We start from the raw sequence: 26783 nt of genomic DNA on the forward strand, positions 1-26783 counted from the left end.
GCTGAAAAAGAAATAGACCGTGTTCCCCTCTCCAGGGCGGTCTATTTCTTTTTGCTTATACCCTACTTATTTTTCTATACGAACATAACTTCGCAACGCTAAAAAAAGTCCCAGCACAAATATAAAGAAAATACTGATGACCCCTCCAGGAACATACGTGAATGTTCTGCCCATTTGTCCATGGGGAGAAAACAATAACGGCACTGTCCATGGATAAAAGGTATTCCCCGGTGTATTAATCAAAACAAAATTTAAGCACATAACCGTACACATCCCAATAATGGCGGGTACAAATTTTTTCCAGCGAATAGCAAAGAACGTGATGATCGGGATGAGCATAGCGTGCATAAGAATCATCTTAGCAAATACCCCAAGCTGATACATAACAATTTCAAAGGTTAGCGGTCTGGTCGTAATAAACGTACCCAATACTGTAGATAGCACAAATGCCATCAGTAGGCTAACAGCGATATACATATAAATAACGAGCAACTTACTGAAGTAAATCCGAGTTCGTTGAACCGGGTTTGTCAACAGGGCAATATGGGTGTTCTCTTGATACTCTCTCGCATAGATATAGCAGGTCAAAATGTAGTAACTCATATACCCAGTTATTAAATTAACGGAGGATACAAAATCCATAAAGTATTCATTCCACCCGTCACGATCCAAGGAAAGTTTAGGATTTATGGCGTAAGTACTAAAAGTCAAAAATACGGTTGCTATTAAAATAAACACACTTAGAAATAGAATTTTAGTTCCTTTCAGCTTCAAGCACTCTGCTTTAACCAGGTCAAGCATAGTAACCCTCCTCTCAAAAACTCTCCATTTAGTCTTTTCTTTGATATGTCCATATGGATAAAAACAATCCAAGAAGAAAGGTCACGGATAAGCTGAACCATGCTATTGAAACATTGGTAGGTATAGTCGCATTTCTTTCATTAGGAGATAAGAGATAGGGCACAATCCAAGGATACCATTCACTTTTGTATATAAAATTCAAAAATATAGCAGTACAAACTACGAGCACAACCACCATGATGCTCTTCCAGCGTATAGCAAAAAAAGAGGCAATCGGGATCAACATCGCATGCATTGCACACATTTTGGCAAATACTTGGATCTGATATACCCAGATAGCCATCGTTAAAGGTCGATTTGTAATGGACATGCCTAATAAGGCAGACAAAAACAGAACGAGAAATAAGGACACCATTATAAATCCATAAATAAGGATCAATTTACTAAAATAAAATTTAACCCTGGTGACAGGCGTGGTAAACATAAATAGATGCGTGTTTTCCTGATACTCTCTTGCAAAAATATGACCCGTTAAAATGTAATAGCTGATAAATCCCGCTGCAATATTGACCAAGGAAACAATATTTGTAAAATAGTAGTCCCAACCCAGATTATCAATTGAATATCTGTAAAAAATAGCGCTCAATCCAAACATCAACAGTACAACAGCTAGTAATATAATATAGCTCAACAAGAAGGCTTTAGAGCCTTTAAGCTTAATAAGTTCTGCTCTAATCATGCCGCTCACCCTCTTCTGAAATGAGTGTTAAAAAGTACTCCTCCAGTGTCTGCTTTGTGGTGTGTATCTCATAGACTGAAAACTGATGATCTATTAACTGCTTATTTAACGCGGCTGTATTCTCAATCTGACTATGAATTCTTAGTTGTTGTGGGGATATCACATTAGATTGAAGCTGCTTCATGTGCTCTTGCAGAAATGCTTGCACTGCTTCTGCATCGTCTACCTTTACATCTGTATATTGCTCAAAGCCTTCCTCTAACCGGCTCAAACGATCTTCCGCTAACAGTTTTCCATTATGTATAATCCCGATGTGTGTAGCTAACTGCTGAATTTCGCTCAAGATGTGACTGGAAATAAGAATTGTTTTCCCGTCTTCCTCGCACAACCGCTTCAATAGCTGACGAATTTCCTTAATTCCAGATGGGTCCAGTCCGTTTGTTGGCTCATCCAATATGAGCAACTCAGGGTCATGAACAAGCGCCCTCGCAATCCCCAATCTTTGCTTCATCCCTAGGGAAAAATCTTTGAACTTCTTTTTACCGGTATGCTCTAAACCTACCGTGGTTAAGGTACGTTCTATTCTTCCATCATCCTTCATTCCCATGTACTTACAGCATATTCTCAGATTATCGCGTGCACTCAAGTTTTCATATAGCCCGGGTGTTTCAATAATCGTTCCAATCTTGGAAAAGATAGATGAATAATTCGTCTCCAACCGCTCGCCAAATAAAAAAACCTCCCCACTTGTAGGCTCAATCAGCCTCATCAGCATGCGGATGGTCGTTGTTTTGCCAGCTCCATTCTCACCAAGAAAACCGTAAATGCTCCCCCGCTCCACATGTAAGGAAACATCGTCTACAGCTACCGACATCCCGAACTGTTTGCGGAGGCCTTTCGTTTCAATAACATACTGCATTTCTTTCATCCTCCTATACACACCAAATATAATTATTATACAGATTGAATCATCCACAAAATGTAAAAACCATCACATTTATTCATTTACCAATCATTATCCCGATAAAAACAAAACAGGCACCTGACGAAGCGTACACTTCGTTGCAGGTGCCTTGTTTATATATAAACAACGTGGGATTACTTAGGCCTCAGTAGCCACGTTGATATTGTTCAGGTATGGAAGGCTTCTCACCGCGCAATGCCACCGCTGCATGAGTAGCCCAATATGGATCACGCAGCAATCCACGTCCCACAGCGACCAGATCGGCATCTTCATTGCCGATAACAGACTGCGCCAAGGCTGGTTCATCCAGTGCGCCAACGGCGATGACTGGGATATTCAGCGCCTCGCGGATTTGGCGAGCAAACGGCACTTGATAGCCCGGATAGTTGCCTGGCTTTCTGGCGCCTGCCGGTCCTTCTCCGCCCGAGCTGACATGGATCACGTCTACGCCTGCAGCCTGATATGCTCGGCTCAGCTCAATAGCATGATCCACATCGTATCCACCATCTACATATTCCACCGCGCTGATGCGGAAGATTAACGGCATACCCGCAGGCATTTCCTTGCGCACAGCCTGAATGACTTCAACGCCGAAAAGGGATAGCTCCTGACCATACACGTCGTCTCGCTTGTTTGTAACCGGCGAATGGAATTGGTGAATCAAGTAACCATGTGCACCGTGAAGTTCAATCGTATCCACGCCCGCTTGAACCGCACGCCGGGCGGCGTCTGCGAATTTTTGCACCATGCCACGGACTTCCTCTGTGGTCAGTGCGCGCGGCTGCTTATAACTCGCATCCGGGTATGCGATGGCCGAGGGAGCGACCGGCTCTGCTGCATCCTCAGCTTTACGCCCCGCGTGAGCAATCTGAATGCCTACCTTGGACCCGTGCGCATGAATACCGTCAACCAGCTTCTTATAAGCCGGAATATGTTCATCTGACCAAAGACCCAGATCATAATCGGTAATCCGTCCATCCGGTTCCACGTCTGTCATTTCTATAATAATCAGCCCCGTGCCTCCAATTGCTCGGCTTAGGTAGTGAACATGATGCCAATCATTCGGAATCCCATCCTTGGCTGTGACCGAGTATTGGCACATCGGTGCCATGACCACACGATTCTTTAACTCCAAATCTTTGATTGTATACGGTGTAAACAACGAAGTCTTCAAAACGCTCATCTCCTTTTTCATCTCTACCACATAACTAAAAATGCGTTCCAAATTACACGGTCTATTATAAGCACAATCGGCACAGTCCAAACGAAATAAAGAGATTCCCCAACTGGGGTATCCCTCGTATTTGCACCGTGCAGTCATTATGTATATCGTAAGGTTGTAGATGTATTGCACACAATCTATTATCCACAACCTAATAACTTTTTGCAAGTAAATATTTAAATATTATTAAATATTTTTTTGTCTGCATTTTTCCCGACTCTTAGCCATAACACAAAAGACGCCCTTACGGGCGCCCCTGCGAAACCAGTTTTATTGCGCTGAGCCTAATTGGACCCATGCCTTTTCAATCTCTGCAACTGCCTGATCCTTGTTCATGTTACCACTGATATAAGCCTGCATCAGCTCGCCAAATTTTTGATGGAATGTATCCAAGGAGTAGTTAACAGACAGATCACCGGACTTCGACGTTTTCAAAATGCTTTCCATTTCCTTAGGCATTTCCAGATCAGGAAGCGGTGCATCCTTAATTGGAGGAATCACCTTCGCTACCTGGGAGAACCAATTCTTACCGTATTCCGAAGTGTACAGCCAGTTGAAGAATTCAATTGTTTCCTTCGATACTTCGGAATCCTTATTGATACGCAGCGCCTGATCTGCACCGGTAATGATGACCGATTGATCAGCTTTGTCACTCACCGGATACCCCATGATGCCAATCTTGAGATCAGGGTTAATTTTCTTGATCGCTTCCTCATCCCACGCACCTTTACCCGTCATAAATGCTGCTTTTCCAGATGCAAAATCACTTACTCCCGCATTGCTGTCCCGTTCCAGCGGCTTATCTGTGCCATGTTTCACCGTCAAATCAATGAAGCTAAAGAAGTTGTTGTACAGCACTGGGTAGTCCTTGATTTTTGCTTTACCTGCGATAAAATCACTAACGAGCTGCTTCGACTCCACGCCTGCATCCTGTGCAGCAGCATCTACATAGTGCATGAAGATGTGCTTCCATACCCACCACTCTTTATATGCGTTCGCAAATGGAGTAATGCCCTTCGCCTCCAGCTTGGTGACCGCATCCTGCATCTCTGCAATCGTCTTTGGCGGGGAGGTTATCCCAGCTTTGGTAAGCAAATCTTTGTTGTAAATCAACGAAAACAGGTTCCCCTTCACCGGGAGTCCGAGCACTTTGCCGTCACTGGAACTCATATTCGCTCGAACAGCATCCGTCATGGCTGCTGCTAGCGGCTCATTGGTCAGATCGGCGCTATAATCCGCATACGTGTCGATGTCGCCTCCTGCCGTCGTTTGGAATACATCCGGTGTACTACCTGAAGCTATTTTCGACTTCAGAATCGTGTTGTAGTCTGCCTGCATGATCTCCAAATTGATCTTCACGTTAGGTTTGACCTTCTTATACTCCTCGATATACGCGTTAAAAGCATCGGTATACTCTGGTGAGGCTGTGAACATGTTTATTGTAACCGTTTTCAAATCTTCTTTGCCGCCAGCACTTTCTTTCGACGCATCCGTGCCGCCGCTGCTTCCACATCCGCTCAACAAACCGACCGTCAAAAGCAAACTGCCGGATAACGCCATCATCTTCTTTAACATGGATACTCCCCCATTTGTTTGTGATCAACGTCCATGCGATCATTCTAAAAAATATACTCCGATTTAAAAAGGCAGATTAGTGAAGCATTAAGGGTAAAAAAGTGGTTTATTGCAAGCTCACACGATACTCAGACGGTGATACCTGATAATAATTACGAAAAGCCTTACTGAAATAATTTTTATCTTTGTAGCCGAGCATATCCGAGATTTCTTGTATTTTCAGGCTAGAATCGCCCAGTAGCTCTTTCGCCTTGTCCATCCTAACCTTCTGTACATATTCGTGAATACCGTAACCAAACTGCTGCTTAAACAGCTTCATCAAGTATTCCCGACTCAAAAAATAGGTTTCAGCAAAAAACGAAATTTTAATATCCTCAAAATAATAACGGTCGATGTGCCTTTTGATGTCTGTTATATCAAAGGGCTGGTTCCCCGCTTGAGCATGTTGGACCCCAGCAATGTAAAGCTCCAGCATCCGATTCAATCTCTGACCGTAGTGAACAAAGCTCGTAAAATCAGCAGACAAATCGCTTTCCCCCACGTGCTCCGGTTCTTCCAAAGCTCCATCTTGATTCAACGCTGACGTAGACGCACCCAACTCAATCGCTGCCTCTTTCAGTAGAAAATGGAACTCCCGCATCAATCGATCTGCATCCTGTAAACGGAAAACAGGACCTGTTGCCAATTGTTTCAGCAGATCACCCAGCAGCACCTTTGCCCGGTTTGCCTGACCTGTCTGAGCATCCTTTTGGATCGACAACAGTTGCTCCGTCCAAGACATTTCCTCTGAGGTACCCATTTGCCGGGGCACCGTATGGAGAATAGATTCCCCTTCCAGCTTCAATACATCCGTGCTGTGAATGAGCGTTTTGGCATCCCTATAGGCAGAAGCCAGCTCCACTACGCCTGTACAGAGCTTGCCCACTCCGGCCGCTACTACCATACGGAACAGCCCATGCAGGTTCACAACCGCCTTCTGTGCCACTTGTGCCAGTAGGAGGGACATATGTTCTTCATGCCCTGGGGCCAGGGTACAGATCGAAATGACCTCGCGCTCCCGTCGCGGATGGGGGAAGCTAAAACAACTCAACCGTTCATCTGATGTCTGCGCTAATACATTCGTTACAGCAAAATCCATCAGATCGACATCGCCATGAAAACGTGTCCTGCGAATCTCATCCCTGTTCAGCAGCCGCAGCACGATCACCCCAAAGCGATTCCCCGGCTGATCCGCTCCGATCAATGGGAGCAACGCCGTATTGGCCTGCCTTTTAAAGCTACCGTCCAAAATGGACAAATATAGCTTCTCTTTCAGCTTCGGCAGTGACATATTCAGCGTAATGTTCTGGCTAATGGACTTGTTTTTGCTTTGCTCTCGGCTTTCCAGAATGTCCACTGCTTTGCGCAGTGCTTGGTTCAGATCCTGACGATTGATAGGCTTGAGCAGATAATCCACTACCCGGGATTGAATCGCCTGCCGTGTGAATTCAAAGTCGTTGTAGCCGCTAATGACAATCGTCAGCAGATGGGGATATGCCTTCTCGATGGCACGGAGAAATTCGATACCGTTCAGCTCAGGCATTTTCATATCGACCATCACCACATCTATAGGGTGCTGACCCAGCAGCTCCAGTCCCAATCTTCCATTCGTCGCTTCATAAATATGTTCGATCCCCAGACGGTCCCAGTCCCCGATAATACGAATGGCTTCGCGCAACGGCTCTTCATCGTCAATAATCAATACGTTATACATGACTACTTCCTCCCTGGGGAATTTGCATTCTCATTTCCGTTCCCGTTTCATCCGTAAGGATGAATAATCCTGCCTGATCTCCATACAAAAGCTTCAACCGTGTGTTCAGATTTTTCAAACCAATATGCTCACTCTCCCGTTCTTCCCATTTTTCATGGAATGAATCCAGCACCAGTCTCAGCTTGTCCTCTGAAAATCCAGGCCCGTTGTCCCTGACTGCAATTGTGGCATTCGCATCTGTAGAACTCGAATCGGCTGAAATGACGATCAGAATATCGCTTGATACTTTTTCCAACGCATGCTTGATAGCGTTTTCCACCAACGTCTGCACAGATAACCTCGGAATCGGCAGCCCCATCAGCGTTTCCTCCCATACCACTTCTACCCGCAGTCTCGCTCCGAATCTTGCTTTTTGCAGACCTATATATCGTTCAATATGCTTGAGCTCCTCGCGGGCAGCTACGATATCCTTGCCGTTGATGGAATACCGTAACGTTTGGGCCAACGCATCCACCATATCCGCCATATCGAACATCTCCCGCTTTAATGCCTGTGTGGATATGGCTTGCAGGGCATTGTACAGAAAATGAGGATTAATTTCAGCCTCCAACGCCTTGAGTATGGCGTTCTTTTCGACCAGCTTCATGCGATAGCGCTCATTAATAAGTTCTTCGGTTCTTTGGACCATTTCGTTAAAATGCAGCGACAAATATGCAATCTCGTCATGTCCCTTCACAGGAGCTGTTGCTCCAAAATCTCCGGTGCTAAACCGCTTCATCTGGGTGGACAGCTTATGTAAAGGTCGGGTAATGGCGTTCGAGGTCAGTGTCACTAATATAATAGACACGCCTAAAAATAAAGCCCCGATGGCATAGCTCCAATTCCGTGTTGTCGTAGCTGCTTCATAAATCTGGCGGTATGGGATGGGCTTAATGAGCTGCCACCCATCTTTTTCGCCAGCATCATAGACAACCAGATACTCCTGATTGCCACTGCGATCAGACCACGTTACTCGCCCGCTTCCTCCCTTGCCGATCTGTGCCAACACTCCGGAATCACGCATCCGCTCATATAGCGGAAAGCTGTTCACATAAAAGGAAACCCCTTTAGGGCTCATTAGCATCAATTGGTCCCCTTTGCCCAGTGGAATGTTCTGCATGATTTCGTCCACGGCGCTCGTATTGTAATAAAAGGACAGCACCGCCTGCGGGTGACGGGATGCAATCGACCTCAGCACTCGATGGTATGCCATAAAGCTGGCTTGTGGCGCTACATAGCCCATATCAGAGCGGGACCCCACAAAGGATTGAAATGATTCGTTCGTGGTACTGGCCATCGCCTCTTTATACCAAGGAAGCTTGGGAATATCTGTATTTATTCCTTTGCGCACCGTAATGTTATACGTCTCCCTGGTCACCACATAGTATTGATGTCGGTCCGCCACGTACAGATAGATCGCTTCCAGATCGGTACGCGAATAAAACATGCTACGCAAGTAATTCTCAATGACCATTCTCGAAGCATAGTCCCAGTTCTCATTGGCAATCGCGTTCATAATATCGTTGTAACGTAGCTGCGGAAGAGCCAACTGCTGCATTCCCTCCAAGTAATCCTCCAAATTCTGATTGACCAGCAGCAGATTATTGGTCGTGCTGGCGATGCTATGGTTAACCGACTCCTTTTCAATCATCTGATAGGAAATAATTGTGAGTGAGCCCACCACCAGAATAATCACCGAGGTAAAAAGTAGAATGAGCTTGTTCACTAATTTTTGCGTGATTCTCCTCCACATAGAGCGAAGAAACGTTCTTACACGCTCTGACATCATGATAATCGCCCCTTTTGAAAGCGTACACATTTTTACCCTCAACTGTTTTCTTAAATCCATTGGTCCGGCCCTAGAGCTATCCTATACTTTCATTATATCTTAAACAGCTTGGAACGTAAGAGCGGAAAATGTTGAGAAAAAGAGGTGCGTTATGCTGAAAAAAAGGGGAACCCGGGGTGACAAGGGCAGTAAACTGGAATTCGGTTTATTCACACTGCCCGTAATCTTGTGCATTACGATTGCATTTTATATTCCGTTTTTAATGACGATACGCTATTCCCTGACCAAGTGGAACGGCATATCCAAACATCCGAAATTTGTAGGTCTGGATAACTTCAAGCAAATCTTGCTTGGAGACGCCAATTTTGCACATGCAGCCTGGTTTACCGTCAAGTATGCCATCCTGTACATTGTATTGGTGAATGTGCTGGCCATTTTGCTGGCGCTCGTTCTCGATATGAAGCTGAAAAGCTCGGCTTGGTTGCGAGCGGCCTTCTTTATCCCTTATATCCTCAGTCTCGTGATTGTTGGCTTCATATGGAAATTCATCTTCATGCAAGGCTTTGAGTCATTGGGACACAGTACAGGCTTGGGCATCTTCCAGCTCAGTTGGCTAGGTGAGGAAGGGCTCGCGTTTGTTTCCATTTTGGCGGTATCGATCTGGCAATCCATTGGCTTTTACATGGTCATTTATATTGCAGGCTTGCAATCTGTGCCAGAGGATCTAAAAGAAGCTGCCATTGTCGATGGCGCGGGGCCGATTCGGAGATTTTTCAGTATTATTCTACCGATGCTTGCACCTTCCATTACGATCTCAGTCTTCATGGCACTGACCAACTCAATCAAAGTGTTTGACGTCATTTTATCTCTGACCGGCGGTGGGCCGGGAGGTACGACATACAGCATTGCGTATGATATTTACCGGGACACGTTCCAGAACAATCTGTATGGCTACGGAACAGCCAAAGCATTGATTTTATTCGTTGCAGTCCTGATCATTACGATTATTCAATTGTCTATTTTCAAACGCAGGGAGGTTGAAGCCTGATGCAACGCAGCCGTACGGGACGTATTTTGCTAGAAGCGGGCATGATTGTATTATCACTGTTATTTTTGTACCCGCTGTTTCTCGCCATTAACAATTCGTTCAAAAGCTTCGCCGAGGTCATGACCGACGTCATTGCCCTGCCTAAGCAGCTTTCGCTGGATAATTACGTATATGTATGGAAATTCATTGACTATCCACGCCTATTTCTGAATAACACCATTATTACCGTCGTCGGACTGGCAGGTATCGTACTGATATCTTCCATCGCGGCCTACAAGCTGGCAAGAACCAAGAGCAAATGGAGCTCCGTGATTTACATGCTGTGCATTATGCCGATGCTGATCCCGTTTCAGTCCATCATGCTCACTGTCTTGCGACTGGCGAAAGACTTAAATCTGGCAGACAGCACTTGGGGACTTGGCTTGCTGTATTGGGGCTTCGGCGCTCCGCTGGCAGTGTTTATCTATCACGGCTTTGTGAAGGGCATTCCGGTCGAGATTGACGAAAGCGCCAAAATCGATGGGGCCTCGGGCTTCCGGCTTTTCTTTTCCGTAATTTTCCCCTTGCTGAAATCAGTCACCGCCACCATTGTCATTATCGACGTGATGTGGATTTGGAACGATTTTCTGCTTCCGTTACTCATGGTTAACGGCTCACCCAGCACTAAGACGCTGACGCTGGCCGCCTATACCTTCGTCGGACAGTACACATCCGACTGGCAATACGCCATGACCGCGATGGTAATGGCTGTGCTGCCTTCGATTATCGTATTTATTTTTCTACAAAAATACATTGTCAAAGGCGTTGTTGCCGGAGCCGTCAAAGGCTGAGGCAATTACATCATTACAGATGACCCAAAGAGGACTTACGTAAAGTTTACGCAAGTCCTCTTGTCTTCGTGATGTCCATGCCCGTACTCTGACATTATTTATGCTTAACCCATTGCGCGCTATCCATCGGCCAAAAGATTACATCCGCACGTCCAACAATGTCCTTGATGGAAACAAAACCAATAGCACGGCTATCTCTACTATTATTGCGGTGGTCACCCATCACAAAAATATACCCCTCAGGTACCTTGGAATCGGTTATGGTTCCATTTGGAAAATCAACATTGTTATATAGTTCCCCCTTGGCGTGCGCATCCTGAATAGCTCCCTGAATGTATGACTCCTCTACTTTCTTACCGTTCACATAAAGATGATCGCCTTGATACTGAATCGTATCTCCAGCCACCCCAATAACACGCTTAATAAAGTCTTTTTGTTCCTTTCTCACATGGAATACAACAACCTCACTCGGCTTGGGATCACGAAAATCATAAATCATCTTGTTCACGACCACTCGTTCATCTGTCTTGAAATTCGGTTCCATGGAGGCTCCCTCAACAATAAATGGCGCAAATAATAGCCAACGTATAATGAACACGAGCACAATGGCTACAATAATGGCCTTAAGCCAATCGATCATCTCATTTTTCACTCTTGGTTGCTTTTCCTGCAATTGTTCGACAGTTGAATCTGTCAAAAGATTTCCACTCTCCATGCGTTAAACCCACCCTTTCCCACAGTTTTCATTCCTATTATATGTATAATGTTTAAGTATAATCAAATTTTCCCAGTCTGGCAAAACTGCATTTTTAGTTGAAACAAAAGTGTGAACTTTTTTTCACAACATTAAAAAAACAGTAAAAAACTGTTGATGCAAACGTTAACATATATTACACTGTGCATATACTTCTTAGAGCGTATTAGACATAGGTTAGATCAATCTGTCACCCCAGGAGGTGTCCTGTTTTTACTGGAAAGACAGCATGAGCCACTTTTATAGATGCTATCTTCTTTTAAAATAAGAACTCAAATGAGGAGGAATTTACATGTTTAAACGGAATGATCGTCCAAAAAACGGATTTAACGCTCTAAGACTCGGTGTTTCTTTTGTTTTCGCCTCTTCTTGTATTATTGGAACCGCTTACGCAGATACGTTACCCAACGACACCCCTTCTTCCGCACTCACAGAAGAGGCAGTTAGTACAACTGACTCAACCACCGTCTCTACAACGTTAGCGGCAGGAGATTTGTATGTGGCGCCAAATGGTAACGTGTCCAATCCGGGCACCATATCTAGTCCTACCACGCTCGAAGCAGCTCTTACACAAATTGCTCCTGGTAAAACCATTTACCTGCGCGGTGGCAACTACACCTACTCCTCAACGATTACAATTCAGCGTGAAAATAGCGGCAATAACGGCTCACTCAAAGGGTTGGTCGCTTACGGTAGTGAAAAGCCGGTACTTGATTTCTCTGCTCAAGCCTTTGGTTCAGCCAATCGTGGACTTCAGCTTAACGGAGACTTTTGGCTGGTAAAGGGCCTTGAAGTAAAGGGTGCCGGAGATAATGGTATCTATATCGGCGGTAGCAATAACCGAATCGAAAACGTGGAAACCCACCACAACCGGGATACTGGACTTCAGCTTGGACGTTACTCTCCTAACGCTTCCACTAGTGAGTGGCCTTCGAATAATTTGATTTTGAATTCTTACTCTCATGATAACGCTGATCCCGATAATGGTGAGGATGCCGATGGCTTCGCGGCCAAATTGACTGTAGGATCAGGCAATGTGTTTGATAACTGCTTGGCTGCGTACAACGTAGACGATGGTTGGGATTTGTATAGCAAAACAGAAACAGGCCCTATCGGTGAGGTAACCATCTTGAACAGTGTGGCCCACCACAACGGGCAGACCGCAGATGGAACGTCTACCGCGAACAGCGACGGCAATGGCTTTAAGCTGGGTGGAGACAAAATCAAAGTCAACCATATTGTGAAAAACAGTATTGCTTTCCAGAACAAAAAACACGGCTTCACCTACAATAGTAACCCCGGCAGCATTACGTTGACCAATAATACCTCGTGGGACAATGGACAAAGTAATTTTGCTTTTGACAAGGGTGATCACGTGTTCATTAACAATCTTTCCTTTGAGGGAAGCGCCAGTGACAAAACAAGCGGTACAGATCAAGACAACTCTAGCGTTTGGTGGAAAAACAAAAAATCGACGAATGCCAAAGGTCTGGTAGTCAGTGCAGACGACTTTGTTAGTCTCACGCCTTCTATCACTCGAAGTGCAGACGGTTCCATCCAGCTAGGTGATTTCCTTAAGCTGGCCAAAGGAAGCGATCTGATCGGCTCGGGTACTCCGAGCGGAAAAAATATAGGGGCACGTTAAAAGCTCCGCTTAATCAGGACGCCCTGGCCCATCTACCAACTTAGACAATTCTGCATAATATAGCGACCGGTGATTGTCCTCATAACCAGACAAAATATGAGGTGAACAGATCATGGAACGAAGAATCACACTGAAACATACACTCGCCTATGGAAGCGGTAACATGCTGGGAAGTGGCGCACTTGCGATTAGCGGTGCATGGTTAATGTACTTTTATACAACCTTTTGCGGACTGTCTCCCGTTCAGGCCGCGGCCATTTTCTCTGTTGCCAGCATCATAGATGCAGTCAGCAATCCGATCATGGGCTTTATCAGCGATAACTTTCACCGGACCCGCTTGGGCCGTAAATTCGGCAGACGACGCTTTTTCATCATGATGGGTATCCCGCTGATGCTCGTGTATCCGATGCTTTGGGTAGATGGGTTGGGCTTCTGGTATTACCTGAGTACGTACGTGCTGTTTGAACTGGTGTATACCTCTGTCATGGTGCCGTATGAAGCACTAGCGTCAGAGATGACACGAGACTTCGGCGCACGCTCCAGATTGACTGGATGGAAGGCCATGTTTGGCAAAATTGCCAATTTCGCTGCTGCTTTTATCCCTGGTCGCTTTATTGCCGAGTATGGCAAAGACTCTCCATTGCCTTTCTTTTATACCGGTCTCGTTTTTGCAGCTATTCTGCTGATTGCGATGGCATTCTTGTACAAAAACTCCTGGGAACGTCCAAGTGAGGAACTGCAAAAGGAACTGGAAGGTGAAGCTCCGCTTTCCTTTATAGATTCGATGAAAAAGTTGTTTATCGACATTTCTTCTACCTTCCGAGTCAAGACGTTCCGTCATCATCTCGGGATGTACCTGGGCGGCTTTTCAGCTGAGTGGCTGTTTACTTCTGCTTTTACGTACTTTATTGTTTTCTCCTTGTTCCAAAGCTCGGAGATGGTATCTAATCTGAATAGTTTTAACTCTGTCATTCAATTGATTTCTACCTATTTCTTCATCCAATTCTGTGTGCGTAAAGGATTCCGTATGCCATTCATCGCTGCACTCGTTGTCGTTTGCTTTAGCGTAGCAGGCTATGGCCTGCTCTATATAACGGGAGCCTCTAATACGATGGTATGGCTATATGTCATCACACTGTTCATGGGACTTGGTACAGGGGGCGTCTACTATATCCCTTGGAATCAATATACGTTCCTTGCCGATGTGGATGAAGCGTTGACTGGCCGTCGCCGGGAAGGAATTTATGCGGGTATGATGACTTTTGCCGGAAAAATGGTGCGGGCCGTTGTCGTCTTCATTCTCGGCTGGGTGTTACAGCATTTTGGCTTTGTATCCGGGGCTGATAGTCAGCCGGTCGCTGCTCAGCACGCCATCTTTTATGTACTCGTGGTTGGTACCATCGTTCTTGCGATCATCGGTATGATTGCTTCTGTCGTGATGAAGCTGGATATTGACAGCCACAAGAAGCTAATCGCCGAAATTGACCGCCTCAAAAACGGTGGCTCCATGAAATCAGCTAAACCGGAAGCCCGGAAGGTATTCGAGGAACTGACAGGTTTCCATTACGATCGGTGCTGGGGTAACAATAACGTGGGCTTCAAGAACAAACCCGTTGACCCTAAGACACACACTCCATCTATGTAACAACAATAACAATTACAGATTAAACATTTACTAAAGAGGTGACTGTATCATGGCAAATCCAACATCACAACCAACCACCAGTCCTACAAAAACAGATTCTTGGGCTGTACGTATGAGCGATTCAGTTCTACAACGGAGCCCGGAATTTTACGAAAAATGGGAATATGACCATGGCGTGATTTACAGAGGTCTGGAATGGATTGAAGAACTGACAGGCGATCCCAAGTACATGGAATTTATAAAAAAACATATGGATCATTTTGTTGACGAAAATGGCGTAATTCAGCGCTATAAAGTAGATGAGTACAATATTGACCACGTGAATAACGGCAAGCTGCTCTTCTCTCTGTATCGTGCCACAGGAGATGAACGATACAAAAAGGCAGCCTACCAATTACGCAGTCAGTTGGAAAAACACCCACGCACAAGCGAGGGCGCATTCTGGCATAAGCAAATTTATCCGTATCAAATTTGGCTCGACGGCTTGTACATGGGTGCCCCGTTCTACGCTGAATTTATCCGCGAATTCGGAGATCCGTCAGAGTTTGACGATGTGACCCTACAATTCAAGCTTTGCTACAAGCATACGCGTGATCCTGAAACGGGTCTGCTCTACCATGCTTGGGATGAGAAGGGTGAGCAGCATTGGTGCAACCCGGAAACAGGCTGTTCCAAAAATTTCTGGGGACGCTCGATGGGTTGGTTCGTTATGGCACTCGTTGACGTGCTGGACTATATTCCAGAGGATCATGCAGACCGTCCTGTCCTGATCGATATGCTGACGGAAACACTGGAAGCCCTGCTGAAAGTGCGTGATAAAGAAAGTGGAGTCTTTTATCAAGTGCTCAACCTGGGCCATATGAAAGGCAACTATCTGGAGGCCTCTGCTTCCTGCATGATTCTTTATGCTATTGCCAAGGGCGTTCGCAAAGGCTATCTGCCAGAGCAATATCGTCAAGAGGCAGAAATCATCCGTAAGGGAATTATCGATGAATTTATCACGATTACTGAAGAAGGACTCGTGAATCTGAACAAAACGGTGCAAGTAAGCGGTTTGGGTGGTAAAGATCGTCGGGACGGTACCTTCGCTTACTATATCAGCGAGCCGATTATAACCAACGATCCCAAAGGTATCGGAGCTTTCATTCAGGCGATGGGTGAAGCAGAACGCATCTAAAATACGCGAACGATATACCTTAATAGCACAAAGGACGGTGGCGATCAGCCCCGTCCTTTCCTCATTTATGCCTATCTTACTTACTTCATAACTTTAAATTCATATCCCTGTTTCTTCAGATATTCTATGATTTGCGGCAATGCTTTGGCTGTTTCTTCTTTACCATAGGTGTCATGCATGAGTATGATTGCTTTTTCTCGACCTTTGACTGACCTTATAAACTGGTTGATTAGTGCCGGTGCTTTCTTGGATCTTCCCTCTGCATCCTTCGTTAATACATTCCAGTCCACCTGATGGTAATCCTTTTGACGCAAAACCTTATCCAGAGCAGCCATTCCCTGTGGATCTCTTCTGTTCCATGTCATGTGCCCCCCAGGGAAGCGGATCATTCTGGTGGAGAATTCTGGCCCCAGAATACTTTTTAGAACCTGATTGTTCTTCTCGATCTCCTGCATAACATGATCCGTATTTACTCGTCTGCTCGGATATAAATATTTATAATTATGTGAGTACGTATGGTTTCCTATCGCGTGACCCTCTTTGACAATTCTTTTGATAAGGTTCCTGGTATGCTCATTTTCATTGGCTTCTTTACCTACAATAAAAAAAGTTGCCTTGACCTTCTGCTTTTTCAGAATATCCAATATCTGAGGTGTGACCGTCACGGATGGTCCGTCATCAAAGGATAAGTAGGCCACTTTTTTACCATCAGCTCCATCGGGCATTTGTCCTAGCATTTGCTGATTTAAATATTTTTCAACAAAGGCACCGTCTTCTACATCGGGATCGTTTTTTGGAGAGGCCGCTTTACCCTTTGCCCCTGCGCTGGATTTAACGTTTGATGATCCGGAATCCGTTTTTTTAGCAAGCTCCTGGGTCGGCGCGTGTGGCTTACTATCCGAAACCTTTATCGCAATGAAAGTAATGCAGCCTGCCACAAATAATATAATAGCAATCAGTATCAGCCTTCTTCTGTTCCTCTTCAAGCGGTGCTCACTCGTTCTACTATGTGAATAGCCCTTTTCCATTAGCTTATGTACCTCCACACTAAAATAAGAAAAACCACCGGATCAGGGTGGATGTACACACCTTAGAATGGACATTGGAAAAACCCTTAGGTTTAAGCCGGTGAAAATTTAGGGATGCACTTCAACCAGAGGACAACCTACTCCCGGTGGCTTTCTTGTCTTGCATTTGCATAATTACGAGTATCATTGCAGTTTATTACGATTGTTTCGTTAGGACCTGAGCTAACAAGGACGCATAAGCTTTAGCACCTTTAGGTTTTAAATGTACTCCGTCATGCTCGAAATATGAATTTTTACCAGAGCTTGCTGCATACCAGTCAATCATTGTAATTCGTGGGTCTTGGGATGCAGCTTCGGCAAGATGCTTGTTCACAATACTCTCCCATGGCCGAGGCACACGGGTATTCACGAGTATAATACGCTCCGTATCCTTCAGACTGGCGAGCAAATTCGCCAACTGATCCTTGGTGAAAGCGCCGTTCGTGCCCAGCTCAATGATAACTGTCTTACCCAACTGTCCGTTCTGTCTTAGCTGCTCCAGTACGGCAGGTGCCTCCGCCATCTGACGGCCGATCCGTCCATCTACAACAGCTCCCGGGAAGGATTCCTGAAGGTACGACTGTACATCTAACATGACAGAGTCTCCAATGGCGGTCACACTCGACCCATCACCTGTCATAGGCGTATCTTCTTTGGGTTTGTCCGAAGGTTCCGACGGTTTCGTAACATCATGCGTAGTACCCACCTGGACCGCCGTGTTTTTAGGCGTCTGGGCTGGAGACGGGGCTGGGGTCTGCGCCTTGCTGTCCCCGGACCCTTGCAGCTTGGTGGCTTGGGGCTCCTTGGAAGCCACGGATACCGTTCCGTGAAGTGGTGGCATCGCCTTTGCCTTTGCGACTGGCTTCTCATCACTTGATGCCGCCTGAATCGTTGCATCAGGAGAAGCCACGTACAGGTGGACGGTACCCATGAGAATACCTGCAAAAAGCACAGCCGCTGTAGTTGTAGGCATCCATCTCCACCGCGCCTGTCTACGAACCGCTGAACGGATTTCTGTAATCCAGTGGCGGAATCCCCCATGGCGAATCGGCTCCTCGATATATTTAAACGAGAGAGACGCCAGCAATACGGTAGCTAGCAATTGTAAAATGATACGCGTCACATGTACGCCATCGGTATCTACTTGAGGCGTCGTTAGCGTAATAACCGGAAAATGCCACAGATACAGACCGTAGGAACGGGCTCCAATCCAGCGTAGCGGCTTGATTCCAAGGAGACGACCAAGGTGGCTTACCGGATGAGCCAACGCTGCGACCACAATAGCAGTGACCAAGGCTATGCCCAGCAGGCCGCCCCGGTACAGAGATGGGTCGTATTCATTCGAGGCCCACGCCCAGTGACAAAGCAGCAGCAAGCTTATCGCACCGATGCTGTCCAGAAGCATACGCGCCTTAGCAGAAGCTTGCTCTTTCAGCTTGCCGCTTGGCCACACCAAGGCCAGCGCTGCACCAATTAGTAAAGCAAATCCACGCGTATCCGTGCCGTAATACACCCGGCTCGGGTCGCTTCCCGGTACGTAAATCACGGCCATCAGGAGCGCAGATATTAACGCCAGACAAGTCACCCAGCCTGCGAGCACAATACGCTTGGGCATGAATTTTAGCCCGAGCGCCAGCAGTAAAGGCCACAGGATATAAAACTGCTCCTCCACCGCCAGTGACCACAGATGTCCAAGCGGAGAAGGGGGGCCGAAACTTTCAAAATACGAAACCTGATGGAAAATAAACCACCAATTACTCATATACACCAATGCGGCAGGAACATCTCCGCGCAAGGCCGTTAGCCGTGACGGATCGAAGAGCAACGAGCACAGGACGATGACAGCCACAACCGTCAACATGGCAGGCAGCAACCTTCTGGCACGACGCAGCCAGAAATCTTTCATTTTAAAACTATGATATGTATCCCACTGACTAACCAAAATATCTGTAATCAGATACCCCGACAACGTAAAAAACACGCCTACACCCAACAAACCACCCGGCAACCAATCCGGATTCAGATGATACACAATGACTGCGATGACCGCCAGCGCTCTTAAACCATCCAAACCTGGCATATAACGACGTTGTGACGACAACCGATTAGACTTCATTTCAGCCGCCGTCCTTCTTGCAAATTCAAGCTCCCTGTCTGTTTCAATGCTCTTCTGCCCTTTCCCTCTCCTGCACATCGTCTGTGCGATGCCTTGTAGCCTTTTCATTCATTATATAAAACTTCATAATCGTAATGATTTCATTGAAGTTAAAATTAATGACAATGTTTTTATTATATCATTCCTTTCCACAGTTAGGTAACCACTGATAGATATACAAAAAAAGGCATCTCTTCCCTTAGGAAGAAAATGCCTCTTTATTCGGATTCTATTCTCTTAAAATTTGATGATACCTGAGGTATGAAGGAAGACCAACAACATCAGGATCGGTGCAACATACCGAAGACCGAATAACCAAACATTGAACCAGAAGGGTTTGATGTTCGCATGCTCAGCCGCAGTCTTCCAGTAGTAACCTGTGAATATAACAATCAACAAACCGCCTAACGGTAAGAAGATGTTGGACGCGGTGAAATCTACGAAATCAAAGAATGATTTATCCCCCACTTTTAACTCTGGCACCAGCCCCATGGACAATGCAGAAGGGACGCCCAGCATCAAGCACAGGACCGATACGACGATAACGGAGCGAACCCGGCTCCAACGCATACGCTCCATGACATAGGCTACTGGAACTTCCAGCAAGGATACCATAGAACCTAACGCAGCAACCGCCAGCAGTACGAAGAACAAACCGCCGAAGAATGCACCAAAAGGCATTGCCGAGAATGCAGCCGGTAAAGCAATGAAAACCAGCGATGGTCCTTGAGCTGGATTAATTCCGAAGGAGAAGGTTGTAGGGAAAATAATCATACCTGCGATAAACGCATAGATTAAATCTCCACCACCAACTGCCAGCATGGCTCCCCCCAGGGATTGACGGCGATCCACATATGCACCGTACGTGATCATAATCCCCATCCCCAGTGAGAGTGAGAAGAAGGCATGTCCCAAAGCAACCAATGCAGACTCTATACTTAGCTTAGAGAAGTCAGGATTCAGAAAGAAGGATACGCCCGCACCAGAGCCTGGCAGCATAAGAGCGTTAATCATCAACACGAGCAGCAGGATGACCTTGGCAGGAATCAAAATTTTATTGAACTTTTCAATCCCGTTCGATACCCCAAGGGTAACCACGACTGCTGTAAATGCAAAAACAACTAACAGCCAAACCAACGGCGCATAGCCGGAGGAAAAAGAAGCGAATTGGCCAGCAAAATCATTATTTGAAAACAGATTTCCGCTAAATGCCTCTACGGCATAATGCAGTGTCCAGCCTCCTACAATGGCATAGAACGATAAAATAACAAACGGCACGATAACAAACATGATGCTCATCTTGCCCCAAATCGGATGACCGCCTACTTTTACCATTGCAGAAGCAGCACTTCCTCGACCTGCACGACCAAGCGCAAGCTCTGCTAAAAGTACAGGCAAACCAACAAGCAACAGGCAGACAATAAACAATAAGAAAAATGCAGCTCCGCCATATTGTCCTGTAATATACGGAAATTTCCAAATATTACCTAGTCCTGCCGCACTTCCGATCGCCGCCAATATAAATCCAGCTGACGAGAAGCGTTCATTTTTATCAGACAGGCTATTCTGCCCCTTGCTCAAATTCATTATATCCCCCTCATTCTCTCTACTTACGCATAAACATGAGCATGCGTACATAAATAATTTTTACTCATTATAGCGTAAGTAGGATGTAAGGTCATGCATAATTTTTCACTATTACCGGATTTATTTTCATAATGTTCGGTATCTACAAAATACAACAGAAAACTACATTTTTTCTTCAACTTCCTTCTTTAGGATGGTCTCTCCCATGCGATTAGATACTTTTTGATAAATATACGAAATCGCCAACAGTACAACACCAAAAGAGAAGTAGGCTACAATCGTACTTCCTGTCGTTAATAGATGCAGATCATACAACAGCAGCTTACCTGTCGACAGCAAGGTCAAGCCCAATCCAAATCTGCGAATGTAGACCACTCGCTTGAGGAAGCCGTATACAATATACAAAATGGCCAGCAGCAAATACACCAGACTGAACACAAGACCAGCATCCCCCAGGCGGAACTGAACTCCGAGGAAGGCGGTTATGATGCCCAGCAAATATACACCCATAATGACCGGATACATCTCATTACTTCTATAATGTCGGGTCATCAGTGCGTTCAGGAAATCCCTACTGCTGAAGAATACCAGCACATTAAAGGCTGCAAGTACCACCAACGCCACATAATCAGCAGCCGTATTTTGCGCATAATTTTCATGCAAAGTTGGAATCGCTACGGTGGCCACCAGGGCCAGCGTATAGCCTATGACGTACAACGCCAAGCTGTAGTATTTAATCACCCGATCGTACAGCAGCCTCACTTTAGGCAGGAAATAAGCCAACACCAGCGATACGCAGGTGTACAACAATACTTTGTACAAGGTGTAATGGGCAAACTCGTCGGATACAACGATGTTATACCAATGCCCGGCCTCATACAAAAGGTAGAAATACACGTTCACCAAAGCTACATATTTAAATCCTTGCATGATATGCATTTCGTACAACCGATTGTTTTTGAAAGCATTCGGACGGCTAAATTCAATCGCATAGAAGACGGTAACGACCAACATTCCCAGTGTAATGAGCGTATATTTGAGTCCAAAATAATCCGTCTCAAATCCTGACAATAGATATATAGGGAAATCGACGAAAAAGAATGCGCCCAGACACAGTAATAAAATGCCCCAGCCAGCTCGTTCCAATTCCTTCAACCGGTAACGGTGGCCATATAATGTAAGAAGAACCGCTTCGATCAACCACCCCATGGATAACCATCTAACTCCAAACTGGAACGGAATCATAAGGATGGCAAAGGTCAACGAAGTCGCATAAAATAATATTTTGGTTTGTTTCTCCTCTGGAATATATCGACGGACCCATTGTCCCAGACCCCCGTACACCAAGCAAAAGACGAGAGCCAACAAGCCTTTATAATCATCCAGGCCTGCATCGCCGAACAGAGAATACAGAACGGAACAGCTCACGACTGTATTCAGAGCCAATAGGGAGAAATCCAGCCATGACAGTTTTGTTTTTAAACGGAACGGCACCCACAGTGTCATCCCGAGGTACATCGCAAATGTAATGACTGCATACAGCATGCTCGCTACGGCGCTTTCCGATAACCACGTCAGCACAATCATCAAGGGCGTATTAAGCAAAAAGCTGATATATTGCACGACGACCCACCGTTTGCGGAAGGATACAAGCAGAATCAGCAAGTTTAACAGGAACAAATAGCCCATGGCGATATACACGGCGTTCCCTTCCAGCCCGTTCGCTGCCATATAGGAAAAGAGCGGAAGATATCCCCCTACTAAACCAAAAGAGCATATCGTTCGGGATTCATACCTTAATGACAGTAGCACAGCGGTCACTGTAACGAGTACGGACAAGCCTATGCCTGTATACATTCCTATGATTTCTAACAAAAAGTAGCTGTAAAAAATCGATCCGTACAGTACAGAAATACCGCCGCCCAAAATACCGAGCGCAAAGGTCTGCTTCTGCTTGCGGTACAGCCATTCGCCGCCGCCCAGCATCAGCGCTCCTAGCAGAAAGAAGGCAACGCCCTTCATATTTCCTGTAAACCAGTTCGAGTATGAGTATTTAAATGCGGCTCCCACACCCAATATAATGAGCAAAATCCCCAGCTTGTTGATCCAGTTCAAGCCTAACTTCATTTCAAACTGATTTTGCTTCATGCGCTTCTGCATCGTTTCTTCGCTGATCTCTTCTTCTCCGAACTGCTGGAACTCGCTTGCCGTCTGATGAAGCAATTTGCGCTCGGCCTCCTGAAACCGCCTGCGTTGCTCCATGATTCGGTCTCGAATCTCCTCTGAGAACAGTCGTAATCGGGCGACGATCTCGTCCTGATCTTCTTTAAGCTCATGCGTAGTTTGCTGAATAAGCTGGTCCACTCGGTTTTTAGCCCCATATTCAAAGGATGTCAGCCGATTTTCTCCTTCTGTGGTTCTGGAAGCAAAATAGGTCTCCAGCTTTTCACGCGAAATGCGAATCATATTCGCCTTTTCGCTCAGCATTTGCTCCGTCAGCGCAGTGCGCAATTTTCCATTTTCCTGCTCAATATGTCGTACTCGCTCTTCCAAGTGAATGCAGCGAGCCTGATAATCCTCGAACTTTTTTCGCAGAACCTCATTCTCCAAAATGATATCTGAGGCTTCATAGTCTGCGATTAATGTTTGATACTCCTTGAGCAGCTTGTTCTGTTCTTGGCGGATCGTATGTAAACGATCTTTAAAATCCTCCATGTTCTCCTCCATCGCTGTCCATTTTGGTAATCATTACATTTTACATGAAATTAAAAAGGCATTATAGAGACTATAGCCTATTTTGAGCGTTAAATTGGGGCTTTTACTTAAATTTTCTTCCAGTTTCATCATCACAGAAAAAGCAGGACGGATATACATAAGAAATAAAGCCTACCTTTTCCCTTCGCAAACATGAAACCCGCATGGATGTGTTGCAGAGTCATGCCCTTGATTACCCTGCCGAAAATCAGTATACTAACAAAAAAGCAAACGATATTATGCCTGTGAAGAGCATCCAACTCGGAGGCGTTTACGCCAAGGACCATACGTTAGCGTAGGATATGGCGATATGTACCTAAGTAAACCGGACCCGCCCGTTACAGCGGAGCAAAGTGGATTGGAGAGTCATGACATCTGTCATGCTGTCCGGTCAATTTGGGTGGCACCGCGAGATCAAAGCGCTCCTCGTCCCTTATGGATGAGGGCGCTTTTTGTATTTTTATCCGAAAAGGAGTGCGGTGTCATGTTGGATATCAAATGGATCAAAGAGCATCAAGAACAGGTTCAGACGGCAGCAGACGGCAAAGGAATACAAGTATCGGTCGCAGAGCTGTTGACTCTGGATGAGCGGAGAAAACAGCTGCTTCAGGAAGTGGAACAGCTTCGGCAGAAGCGAAATCAGTGTAGTCAGGATATTGGTGCGCTAATCCATGCTGGTAAGAGTGAGCAGGCCGAAGGAGCAAAGCATCAGGTCAAAGAAATTAACGGACAGCTAGATCTTCTGGAAGCCCCGCAACAGGAAGTAGAGGAACAGTTTCAACAGCTTTTGCTTCTGATGCCTAATATCGTATCGCCAGATACACCACGGGGGAGATCAGATGAGGATAATGTAGAGCTGGAGAGGGTTGGAACGGTTCCGAACTTCGGATTTGAGCCAAAGGATCATATGGCGCTTGGTGAGCTTCACAAGCTTATCGACGTCCCTCGGGGTGTCAAAACAGCCGGTACCCGTAACTACTATCTGACGGGAGCAGGGGTTGCATTGCATCGGGCTGTGCAGCAGCTTGCGGTGGATCTGCTGACTGAACGCGGATTCCAGTTGCTGGACGTTCCACTGATGGTACGTGCAGAGGCGATGCGCAGCACTGGTTTCTTCCCGCTCGGACTGGATCAGACGTACCGCATCACAGGAGAGGATCAATGGCTTGTAGGCACTTCGGAAGTGCCGCTGGTCTCGTATTACAGCGGTGAGATCGTGGATGTTACGGACCCGATTCGGCTGGCAGCCGTGTCCGTATGCTTCCGCAATGAGGTCGGCTCGGCCGGAAGGGATGTGCACGGACTGTATCGTGTGCACCAGTTTGCCAAGGTCGAGCAGGTCATCATCTGTGAAGCCAGCCTGGACGCTTCAGAGCAGATGTTTCAGGAGATTACGCGCAATGCGGAGGACCTGCTTCAACTGCTGGAACTGCCCTATCGTAAGATGGCTGTCTGTACAGGCGACATGGCGCAAAAAACCTACAAGCAGGTGGACATTGAGACATGGATGCCCAGCCGTCAAGCTTACGGCGAGACACATTCGTCGTCGCAACTGCTTGATTTTCAGGCGCGTCGTTCCAACATCCGCTACCGGAATGCGGACGGCAAGCTGCGATATTGTTACACGCTCAACAACACAGCGGTTGCTTCGCCCCGGATTTTGATTCCGTTGCTGGAGCATCACCAGCAAGAGGACGGTTCGATCTGTATTCCGGAGGCTTTACGCCCATATATGCCGCGAGGTATGGAATTTTTGCGTACTCCCTTGTTATGAAAACAGGAGTGCACTTTGAAAAGTAGTACCCCATGAGCAGGATTTCCCATTGTAATCATCGCAAAAAAGACGAAGGACAAATATCCTTCGTCTTTTTGATGTTTCATTGTGTCATTGTGCTTCTGCTTCCCAAGCGCTGGCAGGGCCAAAGAATTCATAGTGGATATCCGAAGCAGGGATATTCCACTCCTTCAACAGGCCGTATACCGATTGCATGAATCCCTCAGGGCCGCAAAAGTAATATTGTGCGTTACGTTCCGGTATCACGGATTGCAACCAGGCCAGATCCAAACGACCTTCCTTGTGAAAAGCCTGTGCCAGCCGATCTTGCTCCGTTGGTCTGCTGTAACACCAACGAACTGCAGCCTGTGCATGTGTGGCGACCAGCTTTTCCACCTCATTGCGCAGAGCATGGTTATCTCCGTTGACTGCTGCGTGGACAAAGGTGACAGGCCGATGCGGAGCAGATTTCACCAAGGAAGCCAGCATACTGACCATTGGGGTTAGCCCGACCCCGCCGCTGATCAGCACGACAGGTCTGCGATCTGCCCGATCCAGCGTAAAATCACCCGCCGGTGCAGATACCTGAAGCACATCGCCCTCTTGTACCTGCTCATGCAGATATACGGATACTTTACCTGCCGGACGTGACTCTACGGCATCCTCGCGCTTTACAGATATCCGGTAGTGGGATTGGCCCGGTGCATCCGAAAGGCTGTATTGACGAATATGGGTATTATGTTCGCCCGGAATTTCCATTTTTAAGCTGATGTATTGCCCAGGCTCGAATTCAGGCAGCACCTGTCCATCCTGCGGCACCAAATAAAAGGACGTAATTTGGTCGCTTTCCTTAACCTTTTTCTGCACAACAAAGCTCTTAAAGTCTGACCAGCCTCCCTGCTGCTGTCCAGCCTCCTTGTACATTTCAGCTTCCATGTCTATAAATACATTAGCGATCACACCATAGGCCTCAGCCCATGCGGCAATGATCTCGTCTGTAGCCGCATCTCCCAGTACGTCTTTGATCGCAGCGAGCAGATATTTTCCGACAATTGGATAATGCTCGGGCTTAATTCCCAAACTGCGATGCTTATGTGCAATCTGACGTACCACCGGAATAATTTCCTCCAGACGGTCAATGTGCTGTGCAGCTGCGTATACAGCATTGGCCAGCGCCCCTTGTTGACGTCCTTGCTTCTGATTCGCGTGATTGAATATATTGAGAAGCTCGGGATGGGCCTCAAACATCATCTGGTAAAAACGCTTGGTGATTGTAGTGCCATGTACCTCCAAAACAGGTACAGTCGATTTGATCGTTGCAATGGTTTGCTCACTTAGCATCTTTGTATCCCTCTTCTCTCCAAAATTAGATCAACAAAGGATGTATCAACATATGCCCCATTTGTTAATCCTCAATTTAAAGCAAGTATACCCAACTAAAGTAACCGTTTATGTGATTCTAGTC

Annotated in this window: 19 protein-coding genes; 6 read left to right on the forward strand and 13 right to left on the reverse strand. The window is 46.2% G+C overall.

What is annotated here, in order from left to right; translation table 11 throughout:
* Nucleotides 1-66: 66 nt before the first annotated feature.
* The 7 genes from MKY35_RS25225 to MKY35_RS25255 form a co-directional block, all read right to left on the reverse strand.
* Nucleotides 67-801 carry an ABC transporter permease gene (locus MKY35_RS25225; protein WP_342445134.1) on the reverse strand — a complete coding sequence of 245 codons (735 nt, stop codon included), beginning with the start codon at nucleotides 799-801 and terminating at the stop codon, nucleotides 67-69.
* Between the two features lie 28 nt (nucleotides 802-829).
* Nucleotides 830-1540, reverse strand: a complete 711-nt coding sequence (locus MKY35_RS25230) for an ABC transporter permease (protein WP_342445135.1) — start codon at nucleotides 1538-1540, stop codon at nucleotides 830-832.
* Nucleotides 1533-2459 (reverse strand): ABC transporter ATP-binding protein, encoded by a 927-nt coding sequence (locus MKY35_RS25235; protein ID WP_342445136.1) that lies wholly within the window; start codon nucleotides 2457-2459, stop codon nucleotides 1533-1535. Before MKY35_RS25235 ends, MKY35_RS25230 begins: the two co-directional genes overlap by 8 nt.
* Before the next feature lie 190 nt (nucleotides 2460-2649).
* Nucleotides 2650-3678 carry an NADH:flavin oxidoreductase/NADH oxidase gene (locus MKY35_RS25240; protein WP_185156344.1) on the reverse strand — a complete coding sequence of 343 codons (1029 nt, stop codon included), beginning with the start codon at nucleotides 3676-3678 and terminating at the stop codon, nucleotides 2650-2652.
* A 318-nt stretch (nucleotides 3679-3996) separates the two neighbouring features.
* Nucleotides 3997-5301: an extracellular solute-binding protein gene (locus MKY35_RS25245; protein WP_039271867.1), complete on the reverse strand. Its 1305-nt coding sequence runs from the start codon at nucleotides 5299-5301 to the stop codon at nucleotides 3997-3999.
* A gap of 106 nt (nucleotides 5302-5407) precedes the next feature.
* Entirely contained in the window at nucleotides 5408-7054 is a 1647-nt protein-coding gene (locus MKY35_RS25250; RefSeq protein WP_342445137.1) for a response regulator, read from the reverse strand.
* Nucleotides 7047-8912 (reverse strand): histidine kinase, encoded by a 1866-nt coding sequence (locus tag MKY35_RS25255; protein ID WP_342446708.1) that lies wholly within the window; start codon nucleotides 8910-8912, stop codon nucleotides 7047-7049. The genes MKY35_RS25250 and MKY35_RS25255 overlap by 8 nt, the downstream gene beginning before the upstream one ends.
* A 121-nt stretch (nucleotides 8913-9033) precedes the next feature.
* Here MKY35_RS25255 and MKY35_RS25260 point away from each other — a divergent pair, with 121 nt between their 5' ends.
* Both MKY35_RS25260 and MKY35_RS25265 read left to right on the forward strand, forming a co-directional pair.
* A complete protein-coding gene (locus MKY35_RS25260; RefSeq protein WP_342445138.1) occupies nucleotides 9034-9930 on the forward strand; it encodes a sugar ABC transporter permease in 897 nt (298 codons plus the stop codon).
* On the forward strand, nucleotides 9930-10760 hold the full coding sequence (locus tag MKY35_RS25265; RefSeq protein WP_039271872.1) for a carbohydrate ABC transporter permease: 831 nt from the start codon (nucleotides 9930-9932) through the stop codon (nucleotides 10758-10760). Before MKY35_RS25260 ends, MKY35_RS25265 begins: the two co-directional genes overlap by 1 nt.
* Nucleotides 10761-10854: 94 nt before the next feature.
* On the opposite strand, the gene lepB is transcribed toward MKY35_RS25265, so the two are convergent.
* Nucleotides 10855-11475, reverse strand: coding sequence for a signal peptidase I (lepB, locus tag MKY35_RS25270; RefSeq protein WP_342445139.1), 621 nt, complete (start codon nucleotides 11473-11475; stop codon nucleotides 10855-10857).
* A gap of 331 nt (nucleotides 11476-11806) precedes the next feature.
* On the opposite strand from lepB, the gene MKY35_RS25275 reads away from it, so the two are divergent.
* From MKY35_RS25275 to MKY35_RS25285, 3 genes are all read left to right on the forward strand, one after another.
* Nucleotides 11807-13159 carry a right-handed parallel beta-helix repeat-containing protein gene (locus MKY35_RS25275; protein ID WP_342445140.1) on the forward strand — a complete coding sequence of 451 codons (1353 nt, stop codon included), beginning with the start codon at nucleotides 11807-11809 and terminating at the stop codon, nucleotides 13157-13159.
* Between the two features lie 112 nt (nucleotides 13160-13271).
* Entirely contained in the window at nucleotides 13272-14804 is a 1533-nt protein-coding gene (locus MKY35_RS25280) for an MFS transporter (protein ID WP_029518760.1), read from the forward strand.
* Nucleotides 14805-14853: 49 nt separating this feature from the next.
* The gene (locus tag MKY35_RS25285; RefSeq protein WP_342445141.1) at nucleotides 14854-15981 is read left to right on the forward strand and encodes a glycoside hydrolase family 88 protein; all 1128 of its coding nucleotides are present in this window, start codon (nucleotides 14854-14856) and stop codon (nucleotides 15979-15981) included.
* 80 nt (nucleotides 15982-16061) lie between these two features.
* Here the strand turns inward: MKY35_RS25285 and MKY35_RS25290 are convergent, their stop codons facing one another.
* From MKY35_RS25290 to MKY35_RS25305, 4 genes are all read right to left on the reverse strand, one after another.
* The gene (locus tag MKY35_RS25290; RefSeq protein ID WP_342445142.1) at nucleotides 16062-17009 is read right to left on the reverse strand and encodes a polysaccharide deacetylase family protein; all 948 of its coding nucleotides are present in this window, start codon (nucleotides 17007-17009) and stop codon (nucleotides 16062-16064) included.
* A gap of 196 nt (nucleotides 17010-17205) precedes the next feature.
* Nucleotides 17206-19272 carry an acyltransferase family protein gene (locus MKY35_RS25295; RefSeq protein WP_342445143.1) on the reverse strand — a complete coding sequence of 689 codons (2067 nt, stop codon included), beginning with the start codon at nucleotides 19270-19272 and terminating at the stop codon, nucleotides 17206-17208.
* Nucleotides 19273-19440: 168 nt separating this feature from the next.
* On the reverse strand, nucleotides 19441-20790 hold the full coding sequence (locus tag MKY35_RS25300) for a sodium-dependent transporter (protein ID WP_013312591.1): 1350 nt from the start codon (nucleotides 20788-20790) through the stop codon (nucleotides 19441-19443).
* 162 nt (nucleotides 20791-20952) lie between these two features.
* A complete protein-coding gene (locus tag MKY35_RS25305; RefSeq protein WP_342445144.1) occupies nucleotides 20953-23505 on the reverse strand; it encodes a DUF2339 domain-containing protein in 2553 nt (850 codons plus the stop codon).
* Between the two features lie 523 nt (nucleotides 23506-24028).
* Between MKY35_RS25305 and serS the strand changes: the two genes are divergently transcribed.
* Nucleotides 24029-25318, forward strand: coding sequence for a serine--tRNA ligase (serS, locus tag MKY35_RS25310; protein WP_039271885.1), 1290 nt, complete (start codon nucleotides 24029-24031; stop codon nucleotides 25316-25318).
* 111 nt (nucleotides 25319-25429) lie between these two features.
* Here serS and hmpA read toward each other — a convergent pair whose 3' ends face one another.
* Nucleotides 25430-26659, reverse strand: a complete 1230-nt coding sequence (gene hmpA / locus MKY35_RS25315) for an NO-inducible flavohemoprotein (RefSeq protein ID WP_069012254.1) — start codon at nucleotides 26657-26659, stop codon at nucleotides 25430-25432.
* Between the last annotated feature and the right edge of the window lie 124 nt (nucleotides 26660-26783).

Source organism: Paenibacillus sp. FSL L8-0638, assembly GCF_038593075.1.
In the GTDB taxonomy this organism is placed as follows: Bacteria; Bacillota; Bacilli; order Paenibacillales; family Paenibacillaceae; genus Paenibacillus; species Paenibacillus polymyxa_D.